This window comes from Deltaproteobacteria bacterium (genome assembly GCA_019309545.1).
GTDB lineage: Bacteria > Desulfobacterota > Desulfobaccia > Desulfobaccales > Desulfobaccaceae > Desulfobacca_B.
The window spans coordinates 61,658-85,935 of record JAFDGA010000003.1 but is presented as its reverse complement, the minus strand read 5'-3'; the positions used below and the strand labels follow the sequence as shown (position 1 = coordinate 85,935).

Genomic DNA, 24,278 nt, shown 5'->3' with positions numbered 1-24,278 from the left:
ACCCTTTGGGTCCGATGAGTCAAGGGGATTATGCAGCGACAATGGGCTTGCGATTTCTTAATAGGTCTGCTAAGTTACCTAATTGGGTGCAGAGCGGTTTCCGCGGTCTCCATTTTATGTTGTTGCTCAGTTCTTAACATACCTAAAATTAATTCTTTAAATGCTTGTAGTAATAACTAGGGAAGGGTTAAACAAAATGTCCGAGTGGCTTCCGCTAATCAAAGATCATACTTATCTGGTCACCGGCAGTGCCGGGTTTATCGGCTATCATGTCAGTCACTATCTTCTGAGCCAGGGGGCACAGGTGATCGGCCTGGACAATTATAACGATTACTACTCTCCCATCTTAAAGCAAGATCGGGATCGACAGTTGCGTCGGTTCCCGCAATTTAACTCAATAAAGGCTGATCTCACTGATCTGACCACCCTGGACCAACTCTTTCGAGCTTACCAACCGCAGAAAATCTGCCATATGGCCGCGCAGGCCGGGGTCCGCTATTCCCTGATCAACCCCTTTGCTTATCAAAAGGCTAATCTGGAGGGTTTCCTCAACCTATTGGAACTTTGCAAACGTTACACAGTTGAGCGCTTAGTCTATGCCTCCAGTTCTAGTGTCTATGGTGGTCAAACCGATCTCCCGTACCGTGAAGAGCAGCGGGTTGATACGCCTATCAGTCTGTACGCGGCCACCAAAAAAGCCAACGAACTGATGGCCCATGTCTATTCCCATCTTTATAGCCTGCCTACCGTGGGTTTGCGGTTCTTTACGGTATATGGTCCCTGGGGCCGGCCGGATATGGCCATGTGGCTTTTCACCGAGGCGATGTTGGCCGGCAGACCCATTAAAGTCTTCAACTACGGGCATATGCGCCGCGATTTTACTTATATCGACGATATCGTCCAGGGAGTTGTGGCGGCTCTGCTGGTCCCCGACCTGGAGTTGTACGAAATCTTTAACCTGGGTAACCATCAGGCTGAAGAACTCCAGCGGGTTATCACCTTGTTGGAAAATGAACTAAAAATCAAGGCCATCCAGGAACTCCTGCCTATTCAACCCGGTGATGTCCCGGCTACTTTTGCCGAGATCCGCCGGGCCCAAGCCAAACTGGCATTTCAACCTGCCACCGCCATCGAAACCGGGATTCCTCGGTTTGTCCAATGGTATCTGACCTATCATAACTTATCCCAACGTCAATAAAATTAATCAAATAATGTTTCAGCCATTGAACATTCGATCAATGTTCCAAATATTAACCATATATAATTATATTTATTGACACTATTACGTTTTTATATTATAAATGAATAATCTCAGAACTAGTTCTAGCGGGTTTGAAGCCAGGAGGGCCGCTTTCCGGTCGGATTGTGCCAACTTAATTGGGACCCGCACCTTTTCCAAGGATGGAAAAGACTAAGGAGGCGGCCAGTTTCAAACCCGCCCAATCATCTTAAGAGACAATCCTTCACTTTATTCCCCTTTACCTCCTTGCCTGGACCTCTTAATTACTGACTGGTCTGAGCGGTTATGCGGAGCTTTTCCATTTATGGCAGAATACTTTGAACATTAAAGTTAAAATAGATTGACAAAAAAATTTAACCTATAGTAATGTAAATTTTAATTATTTTTTTGGTTCAGGAACTGCCGATTATTGGCTAACTGGCCAAAAGGCAGGCTTTTGACAATGACTCTTGTCAGGCAAAATTTCCTTTTCTAAGCGACTGCCACGCGGAGGGTAACCTAGGCTTAGGTATTACGGCGCTCCTAATAATCTTCGGAGATTTATGCCATGGAAGGCAACTCGATTGAGATTTCTTGGGCTGACTGGCGTCAAAACTTGGCTTATCAGCGTTACCTCGCCATTAAAGACCGTTCCCGAAGATTGCGGGCCCAATTCTTTTCGGTGCTTACCTTGGTCAGCGGCTGTGTTTACCTGTGCTGGCTGGCCGGGCAAACCTACTGGAGCGGACAACTTCATGCATATATCTTCCTAGCCGCAGAGAGCCTGGCCTATTTCTTATTATTTCTTTTGGGCTTCAATATCTGGCGGCTTTGCTTCCATCGCCCCGAAGGTCTGAAAGCGCCGGGGAGCTATTCGGTCGATGTCTTTATTACCTGTTGTGGCGAACCTCTGCCGGTCATTCAGACCACTCTGGCCGCGGTTAAAAATCTCGACTATGAGTCCTACCAGGTTTATGTTCTGGATGACAGTGGCCTTCCCGCCCTAGCTACCCTGGCCCAAGCTCTGGGTTTCCATTATCATTCACGCCTACTGGAGGGCTGGCCGATAACCGATAGTAAGAGCGGTAATCTTAATTTCGGCCTCAGCCTCAGTAAGGGAGAGATCATCCTGGTCCTCGATGCTGATCAGGTGCCTAGGCCTGATATCATCAGCCGTATGATTGGATTTTTTACCCTCCCCCGGGTGGCTTATGTCCAAAGTCAGCAAAGTTTCTTTCTGCCCGAGGATGATCCCTTCTTCAATCGGGATGAAATCTTTTATGAAATCATCCAAGTGAGCAACGATCAGGCTAACGCCGTGATCTCCTGTGGCTCTGGAGTCCTTTATCGCCGCCAGGCCCTGGAAGAGCTGGGCGGCTTTGCAACCTGGAACATAGTAGAAGATTTGACCACTGCTTATGAATTAGTAAGCCGCGGTTGGAAGGGCATCTACTTTCCCTATATTCTTTCCCGAGGTCTGGCTCCCGAGACCTTGAGAGGGGTATATCGGCAGCGCTTCCAGTGGTGTCTGGATGCCATGCGGGTCTTTTTCTGGGACAACCCTTTAATCAAAAAAGGTCTCAATCTGACCCAACGCCTCCATTTCCTCATCATCATGGTCACTTATCTAATCAGCGGTTTGGTATTGCCGATTTTTTATGCCATCCCCCTTTATTGCTATTACAAGGGTATTTCTTTTCTCCAGGGACAGGAGTGGGCTTTTCTCCTGATTCGAGGGGGATATCTCCTGCTAACCATCTTGAGCTTCCGTTATCTGTTTTTTAAAAAGGCGGCCTTAAAACAGTTTAAAATTCTCTGCGGACTTTTCCCCGTTTATGCCTTGGGCATCCTGGCGGCGCTATGGTATCTACCGGGACGCAAGCCGCTTTATCGACCCAATAATGTTACCCCCGGCACTGCGTCTGGCAGTGCCATATGTATCTTACCTCATCTGGGGATAATTTTCTTACACCTGGCTTTGCCATTTATCTCCATTTATTATGGCTGGGCTCCACTGCGGTTGATCGCCACGAACGCTCTTTTCTCAGCCTTTACCATCTGGGTCCTGGGGGAGATGGTAATCCTGGGACTTCGGAAACCCCAGTGGAGTCCCAGCATGGATCCACGGTTGGTGTATGGGTTTGAATCCTAGACTCATCTGGCTGTCAGGCATCGCCGTTTTCTTGGGCCTGTTGTTGACGTTGATTTGGCATCAGGATCCAGATTTCTGGCGCTCGGCGCATGCCTTATTTCAATCAGCGCAGCAAGCCGCTCAGCGGGGGGAACTGCAACCAGCCCTCAAGTACGCTCAAAAAGCCTATAAACGGCAGCCGGCCAACACCGGCTATGGAACCTTTTTGGGCTGGCTTTATCTAAAAGCCGGCCAGCCCCAAGAGGCCTTGGAGGTCTTTCGCCAAGTCTGCTCTCAGCAGGCCACTGCTACTGATGCTCTCAAGGGACAGGCCGAGGCCTTGAAACAACTGGGTAAGCATGCGGCGGCCCTGAACCTGTTGGATACTTACCTCACCAATTATCCCGAAGATACCAGTACCTTACAATTTGCGGCCAATTTCGTCGGTCGCTACCAGTCTTACCGCCCCCAGGCCCTGAATTATTACCGCCGCCTGTACCAGCTCAATCCGCATGATCCTTTGATACGGCGGCAATTGTTGGATCTGCTGGTGGAGCTGAACCATTATGAGGAAGCCATTCCCATTCAAGAGGCCGAAGTAGCAGAGTTCCCCAATAATCCCCAGGCCTTGCATCAGCTGGCCTTGCTCCATTATTGGAACCGGGACTATCAGGCCGCGGTGCCGATCTATCAGCGGTTACTGGAAATCGAAGCGGACAACCAGGCACTGCGTTTGGAAGCGGCTCAGGTGGCTGACGCCGCCCAGGAGGTGGACCAGGCCATCACCCATTATCTGCGGTTATATGCTCAGGAACGCGGCAAAACCGAATATGCCCTGGCCTTGGCCCGACTCTGGTCGCAAAAAGGCAACCATGCCGAAGCCGCCGCGGTGTTGGCTCCCTTGATGCGGGGCCAACCGGAGCCTAAACTGCTCCGCTGGCGTGCCTTGGAGCTGTTGCTGGCCGGGGATCATGCCCAAGCCCTGAAGGCCTATAAAGCCGCCTGGGATGGCGGCGATACGCACCAGGAGACCATTGTTAATCTGGCCCGGCTTTATGCCGAACAGCGGCAGTTTGCCAAAGCTGCGGCCATGTGGGAGGAGGCCGAACGCCGCCAGCTGATTCGAGGAGAGCAGCGCTGGGAGGCGGCCCTGACTTATTCCTATGCTCATCGCTATCGGGAGGCGGTCAAGATTCTTGGTCCGGTGGATCGCCAAAAAAATCCCCAACGACTGTTATTTCTGGGACAGATGCATTTCTATCAGAAACACTGGGATAAGGCAGCTCAATATTATGAAGCTTACCTAGAGAGGCATCCACAGGATGTGGCGGTTCGGGTGCAACTGGCGGAGGTTCTGTCATACGATTCTGACACCCTGGATAAATCTGCCCAGCAATACCAGGAGGCCTTGAAACTCAAAGATGACCCCCAGCTGCGATTGAGGCGGGCCGGGGTTCTGTTGCAGCAGGCGCAGAGCTGGGGCGCTGAGCGGGATAAGCACAAACGAGAGATCGCCCAGCAAAAATGGGCTGAAGCTGAAGCTGAACTGGAGCGCTGTTCCCCTAATCCGTCGGAACCGGAACTGCTCCGGGAACAGGCCCGGCTTTATCTCTGGTCGGGGAATCTGGATAATGCTTTAGCCCAATACGAACGGTATCTGGCTCAGGTGCCCAACGACCGTCAGGCGCAGATAGAGAAGGCCCGGGTGCTGATCTATCTCCAACGCGGCCCAGAGGCCATGGAAGTGCTACGCCGCGTTCCATCAAAGCCTCCTCCTGAGGTCGCAGGGGAAGGGAAGGAAAAATCAAACCCGGAATTGTTTGATCAATCAAAGTTATTGTGGGATCGAGAGCTGCAAACCGCCTTTATCGAGGCTGCCCTGGCCAACAAGGACTGGGGTGAGGCCAACCGCCTGGCCTTGCGCCTTTATAGCTCCCAATTCCCTAATCGGCACCGGCTGGCCAATGACTGGGCCGAGGCCCGGCGCTGGTCGCAGGAGGCCCAGCATCGGGGCAAACTCAGCCTGGAAGAACGCACTTGGGTGGCGCGGGCCTTGTGTCACCATCCTGATCTGGAGACCACCCCTGCCGTTAGCCGAGAGGCGGTGGATCTGTTGATTGATAATCTCTATACCAAGGGCATCACCCGCAGCCGCCATTACCATGCGACACTGTTGATGCTAGCCTACCTAATGCCCCGCCTCACCCACTATGATGACCTTCGCGCCCTAATTTATCGTATCCCTCGTATTCGGGTCGGGTCTCCGGAATATATCGCCTCGCTCTGTTTTTTCACCAGCAAACTGGGCCGTCACGGAGGCAGACTCGATTATTTGCAGAATGTCCTGAAAGAACGGCGTCGCCGACATCGGCCTCGCAATCCAGCCGACCTGGTCTATCTGGCCAATCTGGCTATAGATTTAGGGGATCCCCGCAGTGCAGAATATTATTATCGCCAGGCCCTGAAGCTGCGCCCCCAGGATCAGCGCCTGGCCGCCCTGCGGATGCAGAACCTGATGGCCATGCAGGATTTTGGCAAGGTTTTGAAGGTCCTGGAATCTCAACCACAGAGACCCGAAACCAGGCTGGAGATGGCGCAGGTCTATCTTTACCGCCGCCAGTACGAGGGGGCTATCGCTATGCTCAGTGATTTTCCCGCCTCGCATTCGGATCGGCCCAGGGCCCTGCTCATGCTGGCCCAAGCCTATCGAAGTCAGGGGAATTATCAGCAGGCTCTCCAAACCCTGGAGCTGTTAGAAACCCAAGACTACCGGAAAATTAAAAATCCCGCCGTAGCTAGCCTGGCCCAAGGCGGGGATCATAGTACGTCTCTTTTTAATAAAACGGGCTCGCCGGTCAAGTCCACCTCTGGTAAGGGGGGTGGCCAAGGGATTTCTCAAGCCCAGCTATTAATGGAAAAGGCTCAGACGCTGGAGGCGATGGCTGACCAGGGGGCGGCTCGGGCCGCTTACCAACAGATCATCCATGGCGTCCCCGATTCCCAGGTAGTTCGGGTGGCCCAGGCCCGGCTGGCCCGCCTTAATGGCAACTGGTCCGCAGCCTATAAAAAATTCGCGGCGGCCTTGCAGCAAGCACCCCAGGATCGTCAGCTTTTAAACGAGCTGGAAGATATCCGGCAGCGGATGCGGCCCCAGATCGCCTCCCGGGGTTTTTCTTTTGCCCGAGGCCAACGTCGCCCCGAAGAGGCCATGCGGCCTGCACAATTTTCCCGTTTTGACCGGGAGCCCAGAGTTTCTGGCCGATTTTACTGGTGGCCGCCGATGCTCCAGCGCTGGAGCTGGCGGCCAGAAGGCTTGGGCCTGAGCAATTACCTGCCCGGCTTTCTGGTAGATATGGGTCTGCCGGTGGTGCCCCAATTATTGTGGTTCGAGGACAGCAACAAAATTTATGGTGGAATGACCCGGCTTTCTGGAAGCTTTTGGATTTCCAAGGTGCTGCCCCTGGAATTGGCCGCCGAATATCGAGAGTACAATCAAAATATTGACCGGGTTCGTCCCGGCGATGTGGGGCCGGGGGTCATCTTGACGCCAGACGAGCTCCGCCAAGTGGCCGAAAAGAACTGCCGCTGGCGGCGGGCTGAAGTCTCTTTGGGCCTCGGTCCACTGCCAGTGGGAGAGCGGGTTCAGATCAGCGGTGAAATCATCGCCAGGCGCTATTGGAAGCGGATAGACCGGACCATGGTGCGCAAGGAATTTATCGGCCCGGGGGTAAGCGTCAACAAGTTTTATGAAATAACCGAAAAAGATCATCGTGACCGCCTGTTCGGTTCTTTGGAGGTAAACTTTCCGGTCGGAGCAAGCATCGATTTTAATATCAAATATTCCCGGCGAGACCTGTTCGACCAGGAGGCTCATGTCTATCCGCGGCTTTACCAATCTGTCCTCGATTTGCAGCAGTTCCAGCTTACTACCCTGCACCAGGCGGAAATATCGCATGATTACCGCTTCCGTCCGGGTTGGGCCTGGCGGGGCAATCTGGGTGCTGCCCAGTTCTCCGACCATAACCAGCGTCTGACCCTGTATCAAGGGCTTTCCTGGCAGGCGGTCCACCAGCCGCGCATGCATTTAGAACTTACCCCCCATCTGTACGTGGCAGCTTATCGCCGGGGTAAAGAAGCCTATTTCAGTCCCGGCACCTATCGGGCTTTTGGTCTGGGGCTGGATTTTGACCGTCAGATTTTCCGCCTGCCGACTTTGATCCTGCAGGGAACCGGGCAGGCAGTCGGTCAGCACTCGGAGTGGGGCCCCGCCTTACAAGGTCTGGCTGCTTTGGAATGGGAATTCCTCCAGAACTTTTATACCAATGTCCACGTCTTTTATTTTAAGGAATGGGTAGACAATTATCGCCTGTTAAACGTCGGTTTTGCCCTTGGTTGCCGTTTTTGAAGCTATCTATCCGGATATGGCTCTGCTTTTTCCTCTGTTTGCCGGTTGCTTGCGCCGAGGTCACCCGCCCCACCCCTACCGGCCATGAAGTAGAAACTTGCCAACTGGCGGCAACCCTGCGTCATCCTTACAAAAACTGGTCTATGGAGAGAGTATCCCAAACCTTTCTGCGAGTCCTGGCCACCGCTCCCCAGATGCATGGCCAAACCTACCCCTTCCTGGGCTTTGATTGGTGGGTCACTGCCACCCAAAAAATTATCATTGATAATATCTGGCATCCTTCTCCTGCCGCGCAAGCCGGGCTTCGACAAGGAGATATCATCTTGGCCATTAATAATTGGCCATTGTTCTCTACTGCCGAGGAGTGGGATAGATTCATTAAAGTCACCGGTGATCTTTTGCGCAATGTCTATATAAGCATTGGATTTCAGGAAGTTCTGGGTCGAGACTTTATTTATTGGGCCGATAAATACCTTTATACTAATCTCTATTCTTACCTTTATCCTTGGTCGACCAGATTTTATGCTCCCTGGTCCGAAGAACGCATTCCTCTGAGAGGAAATTTCGAAATCGGTTTTTCAGCCGGGGAAGTATTGGTGGCGCTTCTTATGGATGTGAAACACATCGCCATGGAAGCCAGGGGATCCTATCTCACCGGGGCGGTAGAGCTGTTAATCCAACGAGGTGACCAAAAATTCAAAAAAATTCTCTACCCCCAGCACCTGCCGGCCGAATATGCGATTTTTGTCAATACCAGAAGCAACGCCATCAATGCTTGGGCCGAGCCGGGGCAGATCATCCTGTCATCGGGTCTGGTAAACCTCTGTATCAACGACGATGAACTGGCATTTGTCATCGGACATGAGTTGGCTCACCAGATTTTGGGTCATCTTTTAATAGCCACTGGTCAGAGACAATTGGGCGAGTTGATCGGCAGGGTGGTCAGCGGTGTGGCCACCTTCCATCTGAACCGCCTCTTAAATTTAGAAACCTACCGGATTTATCCTTCCCCGTTCTTCATTCTGACCGCACGCCGGGTCACGGTTAGCGTGTTTTCCCCCGACCTGGAACGGGAGGCCGACACCTACGGTTTGTGGTTCGCCTACCAGGCCGGATACGATATAGATAAAGCCCTGGCGCTTTTTGAACGGATGACGGCCCGGGGGCACGATCCCTTTGAACGGACCTATTTCCTGGCCTCGCATCCGGCCCCTCTGGAACGTATGGCCCGGCTAAAAAAGGTGGCCCAGTATTTCAAGGTCGGAAGGGCGGCCGAGGTCTTTTTACAGTCCCCCGATCTGGGTAGGGTTCCGATAGAAACGCAATAATCAACAGCCCGGCAGATGATTGGCACCCAGTCAGACCTCGGTCCCGGGTCGGAGAGTAACTTGCTGTCCTTACGGTAAAATAACCGTGAACCAGGTGTTGCCGGGGGAGCTTTGGACCTGAATGCGGCCATGGTAAGGGGCCAGCAGCCGTTTGGCCATATACAGGCCCAATCCCGCTCGGGGATTTTGGGGGGTGTCCTTGGTGGTGAAAAACGGCTCAAAAATTTGAGGCAGAACCTCGGGTGCAATCCCTGGCCCGGTATCGCCGACTCTAATAATCCGGTCCCTTCCCTCTACAACGGTTTCCACTGTCAAAACCCGCAATTCGACGCTTTCCATAGCCTCCAGAGCATTATCAACCAGCAGGCGAAAACTTTGGCTAATATCAATGTAATAGCCCGACAGCGACGGTAGGTTTTCATCAAAACGGAACCGCTTTTCTACCATATGCTTAAAAAAGCGGTCAGCCTGGAAGAGTTCCAGTTCCTCTTGAATAATGGCGTTGAGATTGAGTAACTGACGCCCGGGTTGATCCTCGTGTAACCCCTGATTGACAATTAGTTGGGCCAGATGGTGCAGTTTTCTGATTTCCTCTTTAAAAAGCAGGAGCTTGTCTTCCCGATATTGAAACAATTTTTCCCATTCGGGGCGTAACTCTGGTGGTAACCGAGGTGAAAGTTCGGCCTGTTCCTCGACCGCCTTACGCTGCAGCAACTCACAGTTTAGAGAAAGCACCTGCAAAGGGGTATTGAAGTTATGCACAATGCCGGTGCACCGTTGTCCTACTGCGGAATGTCGATAATATCGAACTAATTCCCGTAGCAGACGCTCTCGCTCATCCATCTAAAACTCCCAAGTTCGCCAACGCCAAGGTTTGAAACCGTTATGCCACTTCCCTGCTAGAAGGTTCATCGGCCGGAATCTCTGGCGACATTAACCCCAAAATTTTTATAGTCCGGTCCGGCACAATTTTTTCAGAAAAAATTTTGCACAAAACATGCCATATATTGGGTCGGCGGGTTCTTCAACATGAAATAAAAGATTAATCTGTGGGGAGGGCCGGGGGACCGCCGAGGGAGCCCTGCCCCCCTCTCCCAAGAGCTTTTTTCTAACCCCCATTCATTGACCCGAGTAATAAATGTTCCGAGTGATAACTGATTGCCAGCAGGGGATTATTAAAGTTTAATAGATCCGGGAGGGAACAACCAGCCCGGCCATAAGATTTCGTCTAGCCGGAGTTGTTTTACCGACGGATTTATTTAGTCCCTCATGGATCTGCGAGAAAAGTCCTTGGGTGTCTGGGTATGGGGGGATTTAGGGGTGGGAAAGGGCTTTTCCATTATTTGGACAAAGATGCGGGTCAGTTCAGGGTCGAATTGGCTGCCAGCATTAGCCAGGATTTCGGTCAGAGCGTCTTTATGAGGCCAAGGGTCGCGGTACGGTCGGTTGGAAGTAAGGGCATCATAGGTATCAGCTAAGGCCACGATCCGGGAAAGTAAAGGGATTTCCTTACCGGCCAGCTGGCACGGATAACCGCACCCATCCCAGCGTTCATGGTGGTAGAGAATAATGGCCTTCTCGATTGGGAGCAACCCCAGAGGTTCGACGATCCGTTCCCCTACCAGAGGATGGGTCTGGATGATCGACCGCTCTTCCGGGGTAAGTTTCCCTGGTTTGAGCAAAATGGCGTCTCTGATCCCGACCTTGCCGATATCGTGTAGTAAACCAGCAACTTGAATGGCATCCTGCTGATCCGGTGGCAGTTTTAACTCTTGGGCAAACCGCAGGGCTAACTGGGTGACCCGTTCGGAGTGGTGGTAACTATAGGGATCGCGGGCTTCCAAAGAATTAACCAGGGCCCGCAAGGTTTCATAATGGTTGGAAAATGCACTTTCATAGAGGGCCATATTCTCTATTGCCAGGGAAGAGCGCTCTGCCAACAAGTTTAACATCAACATATCATCAGAGTCAAAATTTCGGTTCACCTTATGGCTGACCACCAAAACCCCGAATAGTTCGCCTCGCACCCGGAGGGGTAGGGCCAAGCCGATCCTTCCCATTTCCCGGCCTTGATAATTGTTGCTCCGGCCCTGGATAAAAACGGGATTATGATCGCCGGCTACCTGTTGTGCTGCTTCCCGGAAAGCCGGGGTTAATTCACCGTTTCCCAAACTGACTATTGGCTCCAACCGCTGATGCTCCTGGTCAAACAACAAAAAATGGGCCTGACGGGCATCGGTAAGGTTGAGGGCCATCTCCAGAATCTTGGTGTAAAGCTCCTCAGTCTGGCGCACCTGTCCCAGACTGGTAAAGGTTTCGATGAGAATATGTTGTTCCCGGGTTAACCGGTCTATCTGACCATGGAGATTTTCAATCAGCTCGGTTCCTGGACCCGAATGGATGAGAGTCAAGGTCTGGGTGCGGGAGGATTTCTGGGATTTTAACTTTTCTATCACGGCCTTAAGGTCTGCTAACCTGACCGGCTTGAGCAGGAAATCGGAGGCCTGATGGCGCCAGGCCTCCAGGACCAGTGAATAGGAGGGTTGGCCGGTGATCAATACTACTTGCACATTCTGGTAGCGCTGGCGTATCTTTTCCAAGAGTTCCAGGCCACTGATTTCGGCCATATGCTGGTCCAGAAAGGCAAAATCAATCGGAGTCTGCTTTAAGATCTTCAAAGCTTCAAAGCCGTTAGCCGACAGGAAAACATTATATTCTCGACCCAAAGCCTGCACTAAATTTCCCAACATGGCCAGGACTTCCGGCTCGTCATCAGCAACCAGAATGTTAAATTTTTCTTCCATAACGCTTGGCTAACTACTAATGGCAAATAAACAGCAAATTGATAACCTTCTCGGTTTTACAAGGAAGTTTTGGAGATGCTAAGAGAATTACCTGGTTATCTTTTGGGCTACTGGTTTCAGGCAGGTCTTAAGACAGTATCATCCCAATATTACCTCAAGCACTTTAAAGGTTAATTCGGGAGGAGGGCCGGGGCCGCCAGCCCCTCTCCCAAGATCAGTTTTTATCTGCTCCCAATTCAGTGATTTTATGAACTGAATAAAAGATTATACTTTTTATCGGCATTTTCGCTGCTCATCTTTAAAACATTCGACTTGATGTAACTCGCCAGCCCAAAGGGTCGACTGTTGACCCAAGTGTTCCACTCTGCCAGGTACAGATGAATCATTGCTATCGATTCTGGTTGACGATGGCAGGGCTATTCCATGGGAAGCCTGATAATGCACCGGGTGCCGCGCCGGACCTCGCTCTCAATAGTAATATCCCCTTGATGTTGCTCAATTATCTGTCGGGAAATGGCTAGCCCCAACCCCGTTCCTTTATCTTTAGTGGTGAAAAACGGGTTAAAAAGTTCCTTCTGGACCTGGGGCGGGATTCCCTGACCGGTGTCCGCAACAATCAAATGCAGATCATGATCAACAGTTTCTACCTGAACCCTGAGCTCTCCTCCGGTGGGCATAGCCTCTAAGGCATTTTTAAAGAGGTTTAAAAACACCTGCCGCAGTTGACCCGAATCAAAGGAAAAAATCGGCACCTCGGAAGGCTGCTGGAGGGAGAATTCCACCTCTTGCTCCTTGAAGCTAGGTTCCATCATTTCAGCGACATCATGGATTATAGCAATAATCTCGCCGGGCTTTTTGTGAGGCGCACTGACCCTGGTAAAACTGCCTAAATCAGTGAGAAATCTTTCTAATCGCTCGGTTTCTTCCTGGATGATTTGCAGCTTGCGTTGGTCTTTTTCGTCCAGGGAGGCGGAACGTTGTACCTGCCGAGCAAAACCGCCGATCAGCATTAGGGGATTTTTGATTTCGTGCCCAATGTGGGCCGCCATTTTCCCCACTGTGGCCAGGCGTTCATTTTGCAGCAATTTTTCTTCCATTCGCTTGCGTTCGGAGATATCCCGGAAGAACCCTACCACCCCAACTTCTTGATCATCCTCATAAATCAGGCAGGCCGACAGCCAGACCGGCACTAAAATTTCGTCTTTACCCTTCAAAACGGTCTCAAAATTTTCCAGTTTCCCCGGGCCGCCATAGTCTTCGGAATAAATCTTCTTTTTGATCTCCCGGGCTAAACCAGGGGGATATAACTGGGCCACATTGAGTTTGCCGATCACCTCATCCGGGCGATATCCTAAAATTTTTTGGGCACCTTCATTGTAAATCAGGATATTGCCTTGACGGTCATTGGCGATGATGCCATCGATGGAAATCCGTATGAGGCGGCTCTCAAATTCGTGCCGATGGCGCAGTTCCTGTTCCAGTTGTCGTTTGGTAGTAATATCTCGAAAAACCCCGACCACCATAGGGCCTACCAGCCCCTCGTCCTGTAGGGGATAGAACATGGCTTCGTAGGATAACCTTTGACCATGCCATATCCGGGTCAGGATGGTCGTTTGGGGTTTACCCAGTGATAAGGTTTTGTCCAGAGGACATTGACCCTGAGCCGCAGTGCAAGGCTCATGGAAAGGGCGGGACATCTCGTGACAGAGCTTGCCGACGATCTCTTCCCGGCGGTAGCCGAAGTGCTCCAGAAAAGGGGTATTGACATAGACAATGCGCCGTTCCTGGTTGACCACTAGGATATAGTCATCTCTGATGCTATCCAAAATGCGGCAAATGAGCCGGGTTCCTTCACTCATGGTCAGACCTTAAGCTTAGGGGTTTGGATTGGAAAATCAGCACGAACAAACCAATCGACCTGTAACCTGTACCCCTTCATGCCTCCCCAGGAGCAATTAATCAATCCTCTTAAATTATATACTATTCTTAAAGATTTTCATTAATAAGAGGAAAATCCCGCCGTCCTCTGACCCGTTTATCAGATCGTGTAGCAGCCCTCATAAGAAGTCAGTTATATAAGGGTTGTCTTCCTTTTCTTCCCGTAAAGTGGAGGTCGGGGTCTCCCCGTAATCATGTCCGGGCCAGATGATGGTGTCCTCCGGCAATGGCAGGATTTTTTCTTGGATAGATCGGATAAGCAATTGCAAGGAGGCTCCCGGCAAGTCGGTCCGTCCCGCCGCGCCCACAAAGAGGGTGTCGCCGGTGAACAGGTGGCCAGGGGTATAAAGACAGATAGAGCCAGGCGTATGTCCGGGAGTATGGAGTACGGTAAATTCCACTTCTCCTATGGTCAGCCGATCACCGTCGCCAACCTTAAGATCAATTGCGGTCAAGGGCAAAAAGCCCTCCTGCTGAGCCGCTTGTTGCATTTCCGGGGTGGTAAAGAAATCCCAATCCAGGTGATGGATCACCGTCTGGGCCCCGGTCCGGGAGGCCCAATATTCATTACCGGCAGTATGATCGGGATGGCCATGAGTATTGACAATCCAGCGGATATGGAGGCGATGCCGTTGAATCGCTTCCGCAATAGCGTCCGATGCCGCGGCCGGATCGATCAACAGCCCTTCCCGGCGGCGGTCACAGCCTAATACATAACATAAGACGTGCATGGGCCCTACTTCGACGGCCTCGATAATCAGCCCCATGAATCCACCTCTGATTTTAGACTAAGCATCGAATGATTTTGGTAAAATCAAGCTGTTCTGTCAACGCTTTTCTTGATCTTTATCTTACTGTCCTCGAGGCTGAGTCAAAATAATAACCTTTTGGTTATCTGATCCATCTGAAATTTTTACCGGACTCACCGGAATAGATACAATTATTGAAGAAAAATGATATATTAAAATAAACCGCGGAAAACCCGAATTGCCAGGACCCCATTTTATGTCTATTTGTCATATCCAGCCTCACTGCCCTGAACCCAAAATTATTCCCCGGGCGGACCATTCCATCTCCCGGGCTCAGATTGATCTAGAAGCTCTCAAGGTCTTATATCGTCTTCACCACCAGGGTTACAAGGCCTTTCTGGTCGGAGGGAGCGTACGGGATCTGTTGCTGGGTAAAAAGCCCAAGGACTTTGATGTAGTTACCGACGCTCATCCTGGAACCATCCGCCGCCTGTTCCGCAATAGCCGGATTATTGGTCGCCGTTTCCGGCTAGTCCAGGTTTTCTTCCGCGGCGGCAAGGTAGTAGAGGTTTCTACTTTTCGCCAACAATCCGAATTTGACTCGGCCGAAGAGGTGTTGGCCCCCAACAATACCTTTGGGACTCCGGCTGAAGATGCCCGACGTCGGGACCTCACCATCAATGGTCTTTTTTATAATATTGCCGACTTTTCCGTGGTGGATTACGTCGGCGGTCTGGATGACCTCCGCCAGGGCCGCATTCGGGTAATCGGCCCGCCCGAAGTCCGTTTAAGACGCGATCCGGTACGCATGGTGCGAGTCCTGCGTCACGCCGCTCGGACCGGCTTCGTTATTGATTCCGAGGTTTGGGCGGAGATCCAGAACCAGCGCCATCTGATCCGGGTCTGTGCCCCGGCCCGGGTGCGGGATGAATTACTCAAGGACTTTCGGAGCGGCGCGGCTCGGCAATTCATCGAATTAATGATCGATAGCGGCCTATTGGAAGCGATCTTTCCGGCCTGGGAACCAGATCTTGCTTCGCAACCATCCAAGTCTCAGGCCCGGCAAGGTTGGCTGCATCTTTTTAACCAGGTGGATAAATTAACCCAGGCTGAATATCCTCTCAGTGAGGCTTTCTTCTGGGCCGTTATATTTACCCCTTACCTGGATCTCTTACCCTTTTCTTCGGAAGCCGGGGATTATCGCACCTGGGTTCAGGAAAAGGTCATGGATTCGCTGAGCAGCCTGGAATTCTCCCGCGGTCGTCGAGAGGAGGTCTGCCTGTTGCTGGCTACGGAAAAGTCTCTGACTCAGAGTCTGGATCAGGGAAGCCGTATTTCCCCCAAGCTCAAGAGACGGGCCTGCTTTGGGGAAGCCTGGTTGCTGCACAGCATCAAAAAGGCCTCCCCCCGCGCCACCCTGGAGGAACTTTTCCCCAGCCAAAGTAAGCTCCAGTTGCACACTAAACGGCCTCCACGAAAGCGCCGTCGACGACGTAATGCTCGTCCGCCTTTCCGCAAAAAGCCAGGTCCCTCGGTCAAGACTTGAAGTGGCGCCACCATAAATCCAGCCATCAACCTGACTTAAATTATTTATTTCAGATTAGAATATTATTCCCTATCCGGATTATAATATAATGTCGGGGGCGACATTTATTAGGGCTGGAAGGGTTTGATTATTTTTAACAAGTTATCATTCGGAGAATTTAAAAGGTTAATTTGCGGGGAGGGCGGGGGCCGCCGGCCCTTCGCCCTCTCCCTCAATCTCCCCTCCCAACCCGTCTTTAAGGGTTTGGGGAAGGGGGTTGGGAAGAGGGGCCGCTTTTTGCCCCCGATTCAGTTATTTTTTGACCTAATAATACTAGGTTAAATTTTTAACCTAAGTATTACTAATGGGGACGCCTTTAATATTTTGCTCCCCTGACAAGAAAATTTGGTCTTTAAGTTTCTCAAGGCCACTTATGACTGGCATAAAATTTGCTCGTATTTAGTCGCAAGTTTAATTTTTATCTGTTTAACTAGTTGAATTATATTGATTCTATAAAGCAGACATGGCTAGCTTAATACCGTTGCTTTGATCGAAAATGTTCGATTAATCAAACATTAGGTTTAAAATTTAGAATAGGTGAGTTATTGGGGCATCTAGGCTTATAAAAGTATAGCTCAAAAGACGACACCAACTTTAAACTTGTTAATGCTAGTTTTTAGTGGTATATATTTTTATGGCCAAATAAGGTTAAGGATGTTGATGAAATCACTTAACTAATATCAAACCAATAAGAGGGAGGGCAAAGCATGGCCAAGAAATCACTTCCGCTGATTGTAATGATGACGCTGGGGCTAATCCTGTTAGGTGCAGTAGATGGGCTCCAGGCCAAAACCAAGGCCAAGGTAAACACAGGCTGGCAACCGGCCAAAGCATCAGTAAAGTTTGCTCCGGGGGAAGTCTTGGTTAAGTTCAAACAGGTCTCCCCCCGAAAAACTGTGGGCCCGGCCAGCGACGCCAGTTTTCTAGCCATGCTGCCCGAACAAGCCCATCAGGCCCTGCACCAGATTCAGGGTACGGTGGAGGAAGTCTATCCCTTTATCGCCTGTCTGAAGGTGAAAATTCCCCAGACCATGGCGGTGGGAGAGGCCATCGAGTCCCTGTACCGCAGCGGCGCAGTGGATTATGCTGAGCCCAACTATGAGGTTTATGCTGATCAGGTGCAGATTCGGCCTTTTCCGGATAAGCAATTTATCAATAAAACCCCCAACGATCCCCGTTTTAATGATTTATGGGGGATGCATAATACCGGTCAGACCGGTGGAACCACCGATGCTGATATCGATGCCCCGGAAGCCTGGAACAAAAAGACCTGGGCCGGTAATGTCATAGTCGGGGTCATCGATACCGGGGTGGATTACAACCATGAGGACCTGAAGGTCAACATGTGGAAAAACCCCAAGGAAATCCCCGCCAACGGTAAAGATGATGACGGCAACGGCTATATCGACGACGTCTATGGGATTGATACTTACAATAATGATGCCGATCCCATGGACGACCATTATCACGGGACCCACTGTGCCGGCACCATCGGGGCGGTCGGTAATAATCAGACCGGGGTGGTCGGCGTCTGCTGGAGGGTCAAGATCATGGCCCTCAAGTTTTTGAGCAGCGGCGGCAGCGGCTATACTGACGATGCCATCGAGTGCATCAATTACGCCCTGGCCATGAAGACCCGGGAAAAATACGCGCGCATGGTGCTGAGCAATAGCTGGGGCGGCGGCGGCTATTCCACGGCCCTGTTTGATGCCATTAAAGCGGCCCGCAATAAAGGGGTGCTGTTTGTGGCGGCCAGCGGCAATTCCAACCGTGATACCGATGTCTATCCTCATTATCCCTCGTCCTACAACTCGGTGCTGCACAACATCATTGCGGTCAATGCCTCGGATCATAATGACAAGAAGGCCTCGTTCAGCAACTATGGCTGTTACAGCACGGACCTGTTTGCCCCCGGGGTGGACATCTGGAGTACCTTTCCCATGCGTTACTCCACCCCCTATGGCAAGCTCAGCGGCACTTCCATGGCTACCCCGCATGTCGCCGGGGCCTGTGCCTTGGTCTGGGCCCGCCGGCCTACCCTTAATTATAAGAAGATCAAAGGCCTGATCTTGAACGGCGCCGAGAGTGGCAAAGGGGCCGACTTCGGCCAGCGCTGCCTTACTGAAGGACGTCTGAATGTCAACAGGTCCATGTGGAGTGGGAAAGTTAATGATCCGGCCATCTTCCAGGTGACCCCCAACAAAGCCTGCATCGGCGATAAAATTACCATCGTTGGGATCAGTTTTGGCGCCACCAAAGGGACTTTGAAGTTTAAGGGGACCGCCTTCCCAGGTAGTGCCATTGTCAGCTGGACCAATACCAAGATCGTCGCCAAGATGCCGAGCGGCCTTCCCAAGGGATTCGGGCGCTTGCAGGTGACCACCTCCGGGGGAACGTCGCGGGGGGCCTGTTTCGGCAACATCAATATAGGGAAAATTGCCGGCCATACCATCCTGGGGCATGGCTGGAGCTGCAGCGCTCAGGTGGGCCAAAATGTGTGGATCATCAGCGGCGGCACCTACTGGGGCCAGACCGGCTTAGTAGAGCGCTACAACCTGAAGACCAAACGGGCAGTGATCGATTCCGGCTGGATGATCCCCACTACGGTGACCAATGCCGGGGCCGCGGCGATCGGCAACAAGATTTACGTACTCGGCGGGTTGGACTGGGATACTGGTGAAGTCTATAAAAAATTGCAGGTTTTCGATACCACCACCGGCAAATGGACCAGTCGCCGTAATTTCCCGTTCGAGGTAATGCAGCCCGCGATGGCCAGCTACAATGGCAAGCTCTATGTCTTTGGCGGCCAGGATAAAAATGGTGCTGTAATAAAGACCACCTATGTCTATAATCCGGCCACCAATACCTGGGCCAAAAAAGCTGATCTCCCCAATAAAGCTGCCTATGCCGCCGGGGTGCGCTTAGGCAAAAACCTCTGGGTCCTGGGCGGCTTTACCAGTAAATACTTTGGATCTGAGCAAAATCTGGTACAGGTGTATAACGCCGACACCAATACCTGGTCTTCCAAAGCCAACATGAATAATGAGCGTGGTGGGGCGGCAGGCATACTGTCCGGCAAGGTCTGCTGCTTACACGGGGCCGGTGATGGCTATTACGGCCGCAACGACGGGGAGTATATAGCAGCCGGCAAATGGACCACGGAGTTCTATGGCCAGCAAGGGCTCTATACCCCGCTGGCCGGGAAGTATTTGGGCAAAATCTATGTCCTGGGCGGATATGATTGGCAGGTCTGGAACTTTTCTAATAATGTCTGGTCCTATCGGAAGCCTTAACCCTGGGGGCAAGGCCTCTTAACCCAGGACTAAAATTCAGCTTTAATTTTAGCGCACCTGCCATCCCGCCCGCGGGATGGCAGGTTTTTTTCTCGCAACGGAATCGCTCCGGGTGGCAAGGAGGTAAACCTTAACGGTATAATGCCTGCCCTGGAGGGAGACACTGATATAACCATTTTCAATTATTTCATCACAAGAACAAATGGATTGGGGCTAAAAACAATTGGTTGTTAAGGATTGAGAGCGGTTTGACCCAGTTCCTGGGCCCGCCGGGTGGCGGCCTCTACCGCGCTCATCACCAGCCCCCGAAAGGCCCCCTGTTCCAGCACGTGCAAGCCGGCAATGGTAGTACCGCCTGGCGAAGTCACCGAGTCTTTTAACTGGGCGGGATGCCTCTGGGATTGCAACACGAGTTGGGCGGCGCCCAGCAAGGTCTGGCCTGCCAGCAGCAGGGCGGTCTCCCGAGTCAGACCCATTTTGACCCCGCCATCCGCCAGGGCTTCCAAAAACACCAGAACATAGGCCGGGCCGCTGCCGCTCAGGCCGGTAACCGCGTCCAGGTGTTTTTCTTCCACCACCACGGCCTCCCCTACTGCTTGAAAAAGCTTCAGTGCCAGTTGCAAGTCATCAGCGGTGGCCCGGCTTCCCGGGGCCAGGGCCGCCATCCCGGCCTGCACCATGGTGGGGGTGTTGGGCATCACCCGGATAATCCTGGCTGTGGGGAGAAATTCTTCCAAAAAACTGATGGGGATGCCGGCGGCGATGGAGATGACCAGATGGCTCTTCTTAACCTGGGGGCGGATTTCGGCCAATACCTGGGCCAACCCCTGGGGCTTGACGGCCAGCAGTAAGATCTCCGCCGTGCGAACCAGATCGAGGTTGTCGGTGGCAATCTGCACCCCGTATTGCTGCCGGGCCATTTTCCGGCGCTCCGAGGAGAGATCAAAAACCCTAATCAGCTCCGGCTCGGTCAGACCGGCCTTGAGCCAGCCCTTGAGCAGCGATTCCCCCATATTCCCCACCCCGATAATCCCTAACCTTTTTTCTGTTTCCATGACATCATCCCTCCCGGCTGGGGCGCTCTGGTCGATTTGTTCCCCCACGCGGCTATATTATTAATTACCTTTGCAGGTGGCAAGGTGAATTTCATTTTCTGCCAAGATAACCCAACGCTATTAAGGTTATGACCAGGCTCGACATGGTTTAGACCAGAATTTTTTTTATGGAGGGAGAGATCTAAGCTATAATTAAACCTTAATATTTCTCAAGAGGTCAAACATGCTCATCAAACTTTACCGGTGTCCGGGGGCCGAAGTTGTCCAGTCGTGGGGGGATAAGTCATGAACTCTAGATCGCGGCCGCGGCTAGCTATCACCATGGGAGATGTGACCGGCATCGGGCCGGAGATCATCGTCAAGACCTTGAGGCAGGCGGAAATTTACCAGATCTGTCAACCGCTGGTGATCGGCGATCTCCTGGCCCTGGAACGAGCCTTGTCCCTGTGCGCTCCTCGTCTGCGCCGGCGGACCGTGGGCCACCCCCGGGAGGGGCAATATCAGCCTGGAGTCATCGACGTTTTGGCCCTGTCGCAGTTGTCCCCGACGGATCTAGTATACGGGCATCCAACTCCGGCCGGCGGGGCCCGAATGGTAGAGTTCATCCTGCGGGCCGTTGATCTGGCCCAGAGCGGTGCGGTGGCCGGGATAGTTACCGGGCCGATCAGCAAGGCGGCCATGCATCTGGCCGGTTATGATTATCCGGGCCACACTGAGTTATTGGCCGAGCGCACCGGGGCTCAAGACATGGCCATGATGCTGGCCGGGGACGGCTTCCGGGTGGTGCTGGCCACCATCCACTGCCCGCTGGTGGAGGTTGCTTCCCGGCTGAATATCAATGATTTAATTCGCCTGATGGCGCTGACTTACCGGAGTCTGAAGACCGATTTCGCCCTGACCGAGCCCCGGATCGGGGTGGCAGCCTTAAATCCCCATGCCAGCGAGGGCGGCCTCTTTGGCACTGAAGAGGCGGCCATTATCACTCCGGCTATCCGTCAGGCCCAGGCCGCAGGAATCCCAGCCAGCGGCCCCTTCCCGGCCGATACCCTGTTCGTCCGGCAACAGCGGGGCGAATTTGATGCGGTGGTGGCGATGTATCACGATCAGGGCCTGATCCCTCTGAAATTATTGTATTTTGGCAAAGCGGTAAATATCACCCTGGGGCTGCCAATAATCCGGACCTCAGTAGATCACGGCACTGCCTATGATCTGGCCGGCACTGGCCGGGCCGATCCTGGCAGTCTACAGGCAGCCATCCGCCTGGCGGCCCTGATTGCCCGTAACCGGGCAAAGATGGAAGGCACTCAAAGAAGTGAACCGTCGAGAAGCTGAGGCCATAAAAACCTGAGAATTTCTAAAAAGGCAAGGAGACTAACATTATGTGGAAAAAAGTCCTGTTGGTTTTGGGTGGTTGTCTAATCCTTACCGGCCTATCCACTACAATGGGCAATGCCCAAGAAATCAAAAACGATCGCCGTACCGCCCGGATTCACAGTATAGGACATGTTCTGGCCCGACCGGATGTGGCCACTCTGGTATTGACGATCGAGACCGAGGCCCCCAAGGCTCAGGAAGCCGCCCAGGAAAATGCCCGTCGGGCCGAAAAATTTCTGTCTGTGATGAAAAACGCTCTGACCGGGGAGGAATCAGTCCAGAGTATGAGTTATGGCGTGAGTCCGATCTATACTTACCCCAAGCGCGAGGAGCCCTCCAAAATTACCGGTTATCGGGCCCGGCACTGCTTTCGGGTTAAATTAAAAAATGTTAACCGGATCGGGGAAATCATTGATTTAGGCCTACAAAATGAAGTTACCAGCATGCGCGGCCCTTATTGGGAGTACTCCCGGTTGGAAGAGTTAACCCGGGAGGCGGCACTCCAGGCCTTGGCTCAGGCCCGGCGCCTGGCTGAGGCCTTGGCCCAGGCCGAACACCTCAAGGTTAAACGCCTTTACCAGGTATCCACCGAAGTATCAGGGCGACCCTCGCCAATGCCCCGCCAGGCCATTGCCTATGCTGAGAAGGCCGCCCCCAAAACCCCCATTGAAGTCGGCGAAGAGGAAATTTGCGCCCGGATCCAGGCCATTTATGAGTTGGAATAACTTTTTCTGGTTAAAAAAAGTGATGGCCCCTGGGGTTTACATTTCTAAAAATCGTGGTTATGTTAAAAGTCAATTTTTTTTAAAGAAGTTTCCAGGAGGAACCAGTTAGTGAGAGAGCTAGTTGAAAAGGCTTTGGCCAAAGTGCGGCCCTTACTGCAGCGGGACGGCGGCGATGTCGAATTCATCGATGTCAATGACGGGATTGTCAAAGTCCGCCTCACCGGCGCTTGCAAAGGCTGTCCGATGTCCCAGATGACCCTGAAGCATGGGATTGAGAGGCTGTTGGTCCAGGAAGTTCCAGGGGTCAAAGCCGTAGAGGCAGTTTGATCTCCGGGGGCTTCTAAGTCAGAATCTTGGCAGCCCCCTCTAAAAAATTTACAGGTGGTAAGGATGCCCACGCCGGATGGTCATGGCCCGGTAGAGTTGCTCCAGAAGCAGGAGACGACTTAGTTCATGGGTAAAAGTGAAGCGGGACAGGGAAAGGCGGTGATCAACCGCCGCTACTACGGCCGGTGATAACCCCAGGTGCCCGCCTAACACAAAGACCACGGGGGCGGAAGAATCCTGTTCATGGGCCGTCAGCCAATTAGCCAGGCCCTCGGAAGTCATCAGCTCCCCTTCTACTTCCAGGGTCACGACCCGGGCCGGCCGGGGTATTTTGGCCAACAGCCGCGCCCCTTCCCGTTCGCGGACCAGATCAGCGGCCAAGCCGGCATACGGCTTTTCTTCTCGCACCGTCACCAGCGATAGTTTAAGATAGGGGCGGAGTCGCCTCAGGTACAGAGCCATCCCTTCCTGTACAAAACCGGTTCGAGTTTTGCCGACCATCAGGATAACCACCTGAAGCATAAGTCCTAGCCCCCAGGAGAATGTTCTTGCCGCCCTTGGTGCGGCGCTGCCGATTTCTTTTCTCAAAAGGAGGCCGGAAACGGACCCCCCGTCCCCCGTCCCTCCTCTCAAAATAATGTATCTCTGATTATAGGATAAAAGTCAAATAAACCCTGAAAGCTTGCAGCAGGCTAATATCCTGCCCAAAACCTGGTCAATGCTTTTCTAACTAGTAATATTACTTTTAGCTTAATATTAAAATCGTACTATAATCTAATTCTATACTAAACAACCAGAGTTATAATTAATATTACTTGTTTTTAGTTAATTTTCAGTTTGCCCGACAACAATTTTGTAGATAACAAGGTTATAATACTATAATGAATGTTACCAATATGGGCCTGGCCAGCCCATATTTTATCAGGCTGCAAAGCCTGTGGCATAACATTCCGAGTTAATTGAAGATCTATGCATTAACCTTGACAAACATTCTTTATTATGTTATCAGAAAAAATGCAACTTTGCTTGTCAGTGTGGTTGTTTTTCTGACGATATTCCAGGAGGTTAGGTATCGTGGAAACGGAAGGCCAATTTCCCCTTCCAGGGAAGGGGGCTATGCCGGGGGTAAAAATATGTAATTTGTTATTTTGAATTTTTTTTCTAACTCCTTGCCTTCTCCTCGCCAGGGGAGATGAACGAAGGTGATTAGAATTTCCATCCCTGTCGTAGCCTTCTTTATAACCAAAAGTTTACTATAATTACAATAACTTAATAATAACCCAAAATGTTCCTTAGGTTGTGCGTCATGCCGGTAAATGGCACAACCTGCTAATATTACTGGTAA

15 protein-coding genes are annotated in these 24,278 nt (G+C 52.0%); 9 read left to right on the top strand and 6 right to left on the bottom strand.

Translation table 11 applies throughout. The annotated features are described in order from the left end of the window. Window positions 1-196 precede the first annotated feature (196 nt). From JRG72_01580 to JRG72_01565, 4 genes are all read left to right on the top strand, one after another. The gene (locus tag JRG72_01580) at window positions 197-1,198 is read left to right on the top strand and encodes an NAD-dependent epimerase/dehydratase family protein (GenBank protein ID MBW2133912.1); all 1,002 of its coding nucleotides are present in this window, start codon (window positions 197-199) and stop codon (window positions 1,196-1,198) included. 589 nt (window positions 1,199-1,787) lie between these two features. After that, on the top strand, window positions 1,788-3,371 hold the full coding sequence (locus JRG72_01575) for a glycosyltransferase (GenBank protein ID MBW2133911.1): 1,584 nt from the start codon (window positions 1,788-1,790) through the stop codon (window positions 3,369-3,371). Continuing rightward, window positions 3,361-7,755: a tetratricopeptide repeat protein gene (locus tag JRG72_01570; protein MBW2133910.1), complete on the top strand. Its 4,395-nt coding sequence runs from the start codon at window positions 3,361-3,363 to the stop codon at window positions 7,753-7,755. The genes JRG72_01575 and JRG72_01570 overlap by 11 nt, the downstream gene beginning before the upstream one ends. Further along, window positions 7,752-9,083 carry a M48 family metalloprotease gene (locus JRG72_01565; GenBank protein ID MBW2133909.1) on the top strand — a complete coding sequence of 444 codons (1,332 nt, stop codon included), beginning with the start codon at window positions 7,752-7,754 and terminating at the stop codon, window positions 9,081-9,083. Before JRG72_01570 ends, JRG72_01565 begins: the two co-directional genes overlap by 4 nt. Before the next feature lie 69 nt (window positions 9,084-9,152). On the opposite strand, the gene JRG72_01560 is transcribed toward JRG72_01565, so the two are convergent. The 4 genes from JRG72_01560 to JRG72_01545 all read right to left on the bottom strand — a co-directional run bounded on the left by JRG72_01560 (window position 9,153) and on the right by JRG72_01545 (window position 14,586). After that, complete coding sequence (locus tag JRG72_01560) at window positions 9,153-9,926, bottom strand: GHKL domain-containing protein (protein MBW2133908.1); 774 nt, start codon at window positions 9,924-9,926, stop codon at window positions 9,153-9,155. A gap of 416 nt (window positions 9,927-10,342) precedes the next feature. Continuing rightward, window positions 10,343-11,887, bottom strand: a complete 1,545-nt coding sequence (locus tag JRG72_01555; GenBank protein ID MBW2133907.1) for a response regulator — start codon at window positions 11,885-11,887, stop codon at window positions 10,343-10,345. A gap of 416 nt (window positions 11,888-12,303) precedes the next feature. Next, window positions 12,304-13,746: a PAS domain S-box protein gene (locus JRG72_01550; protein ID MBW2133906.1), complete on the bottom strand. Its 1,443-nt coding sequence runs from the start codon at window positions 13,744-13,746 to the stop codon at window positions 12,304-12,306. 198 nt (window positions 13,747-13,944) lie between these two features. Beyond that, window positions 13,945-14,586, bottom strand: coding sequence for an MBL fold metallo-hydrolase (locus JRG72_01545; GenBank protein MBW2133905.1), 642 nt, complete (start codon window positions 14,584-14,586; stop codon window positions 13,945-13,947). 244 nt (window positions 14,587-14,830) lie between these two features. Between JRG72_01545 and JRG72_01540 the strand changes: the two genes are divergently transcribed. Continuing rightward, window positions 14,831-16,120 carry a poly(A) polymerase gene (locus tag JRG72_01540; protein MBW2133904.1) on the top strand — a complete coding sequence of 430 codons (1,290 nt, stop codon included), beginning with the start codon at window positions 14,831-14,833 and terminating at the stop codon, window positions 16,118-16,120. A gap of 746 nt (window positions 16,121-16,866) precedes the next feature. After that, window positions 16,867-19,452 carry a S8 family serine peptidase gene (locus JRG72_01535; protein ID MBW2133903.1) on the top strand — a complete coding sequence of 862 codons (2,586 nt, stop codon included), beginning with the start codon at window positions 16,867-16,869 and terminating at the stop codon, window positions 19,450-19,452. A gap of 230 nt (window positions 19,453-19,682) precedes the next feature. On the opposite strand, the gene proC is transcribed toward JRG72_01535, so the two are convergent. Then, window positions 19,683-20,507 (bottom strand): pyrroline-5-carboxylate reductase, encoded by an 825-nt coding sequence (proC, locus tag JRG72_01530; GenBank protein MBW2133902.1) that lies wholly within the window; start codon window positions 20,505-20,507, stop codon window positions 19,683-19,685. 285 nt (window positions 20,508-20,792) lie between these two features. Between proC and pdxA the strand changes: the two genes are divergently transcribed. The 3 genes from pdxA to JRG72_01515 all read left to right on the top strand — a co-directional run bounded on the left by pdxA (window position 20,793) and on the right by JRG72_01515 (window position 22,933). Next, window positions 20,793-21,839 (top strand): 4-hydroxythreonine-4-phosphate dehydrogenase PdxA, encoded by a 1,047-nt coding sequence (pdxA, locus tag JRG72_01525; GenBank protein MBW2133901.1) that lies wholly within the window; start codon window positions 20,793-20,795, stop codon window positions 21,837-21,839. Between the two features lie 47 nt (window positions 21,840-21,886). Continuing rightward, complete coding sequence (locus tag JRG72_01520) at window positions 21,887-22,606, top strand: SIMPL domain-containing protein (protein ID MBW2133900.1); 720 nt, start codon at window positions 21,887-21,889, stop codon at window positions 22,604-22,606. Between the two features lie 108 nt (window positions 22,607-22,714). Continuing rightward, complete coding sequence (locus JRG72_01515; protein MBW2133899.1) at window positions 22,715-22,933, top strand: NifU family protein; 219 nt, start codon at window positions 22,715-22,717, stop codon at window positions 22,931-22,933. 48 nt (window positions 22,934-22,981) lie between these two features. Here the strand turns inward: JRG72_01515 and JRG72_01510 are convergent, their stop codons facing one another. After that, window positions 22,982-23,455: a 23S rRNA (pseudouridine(1915)-N(3))-methyltransferase RlmH gene (locus JRG72_01510; protein ID MBW2133898.1), complete on the bottom strand. Its 474-nt coding sequence runs from the start codon at window positions 23,453-23,455 to the stop codon at window positions 22,982-22,984. Between the last annotated feature and the right edge of the window lie 823 nt (window positions 23,456-24,278).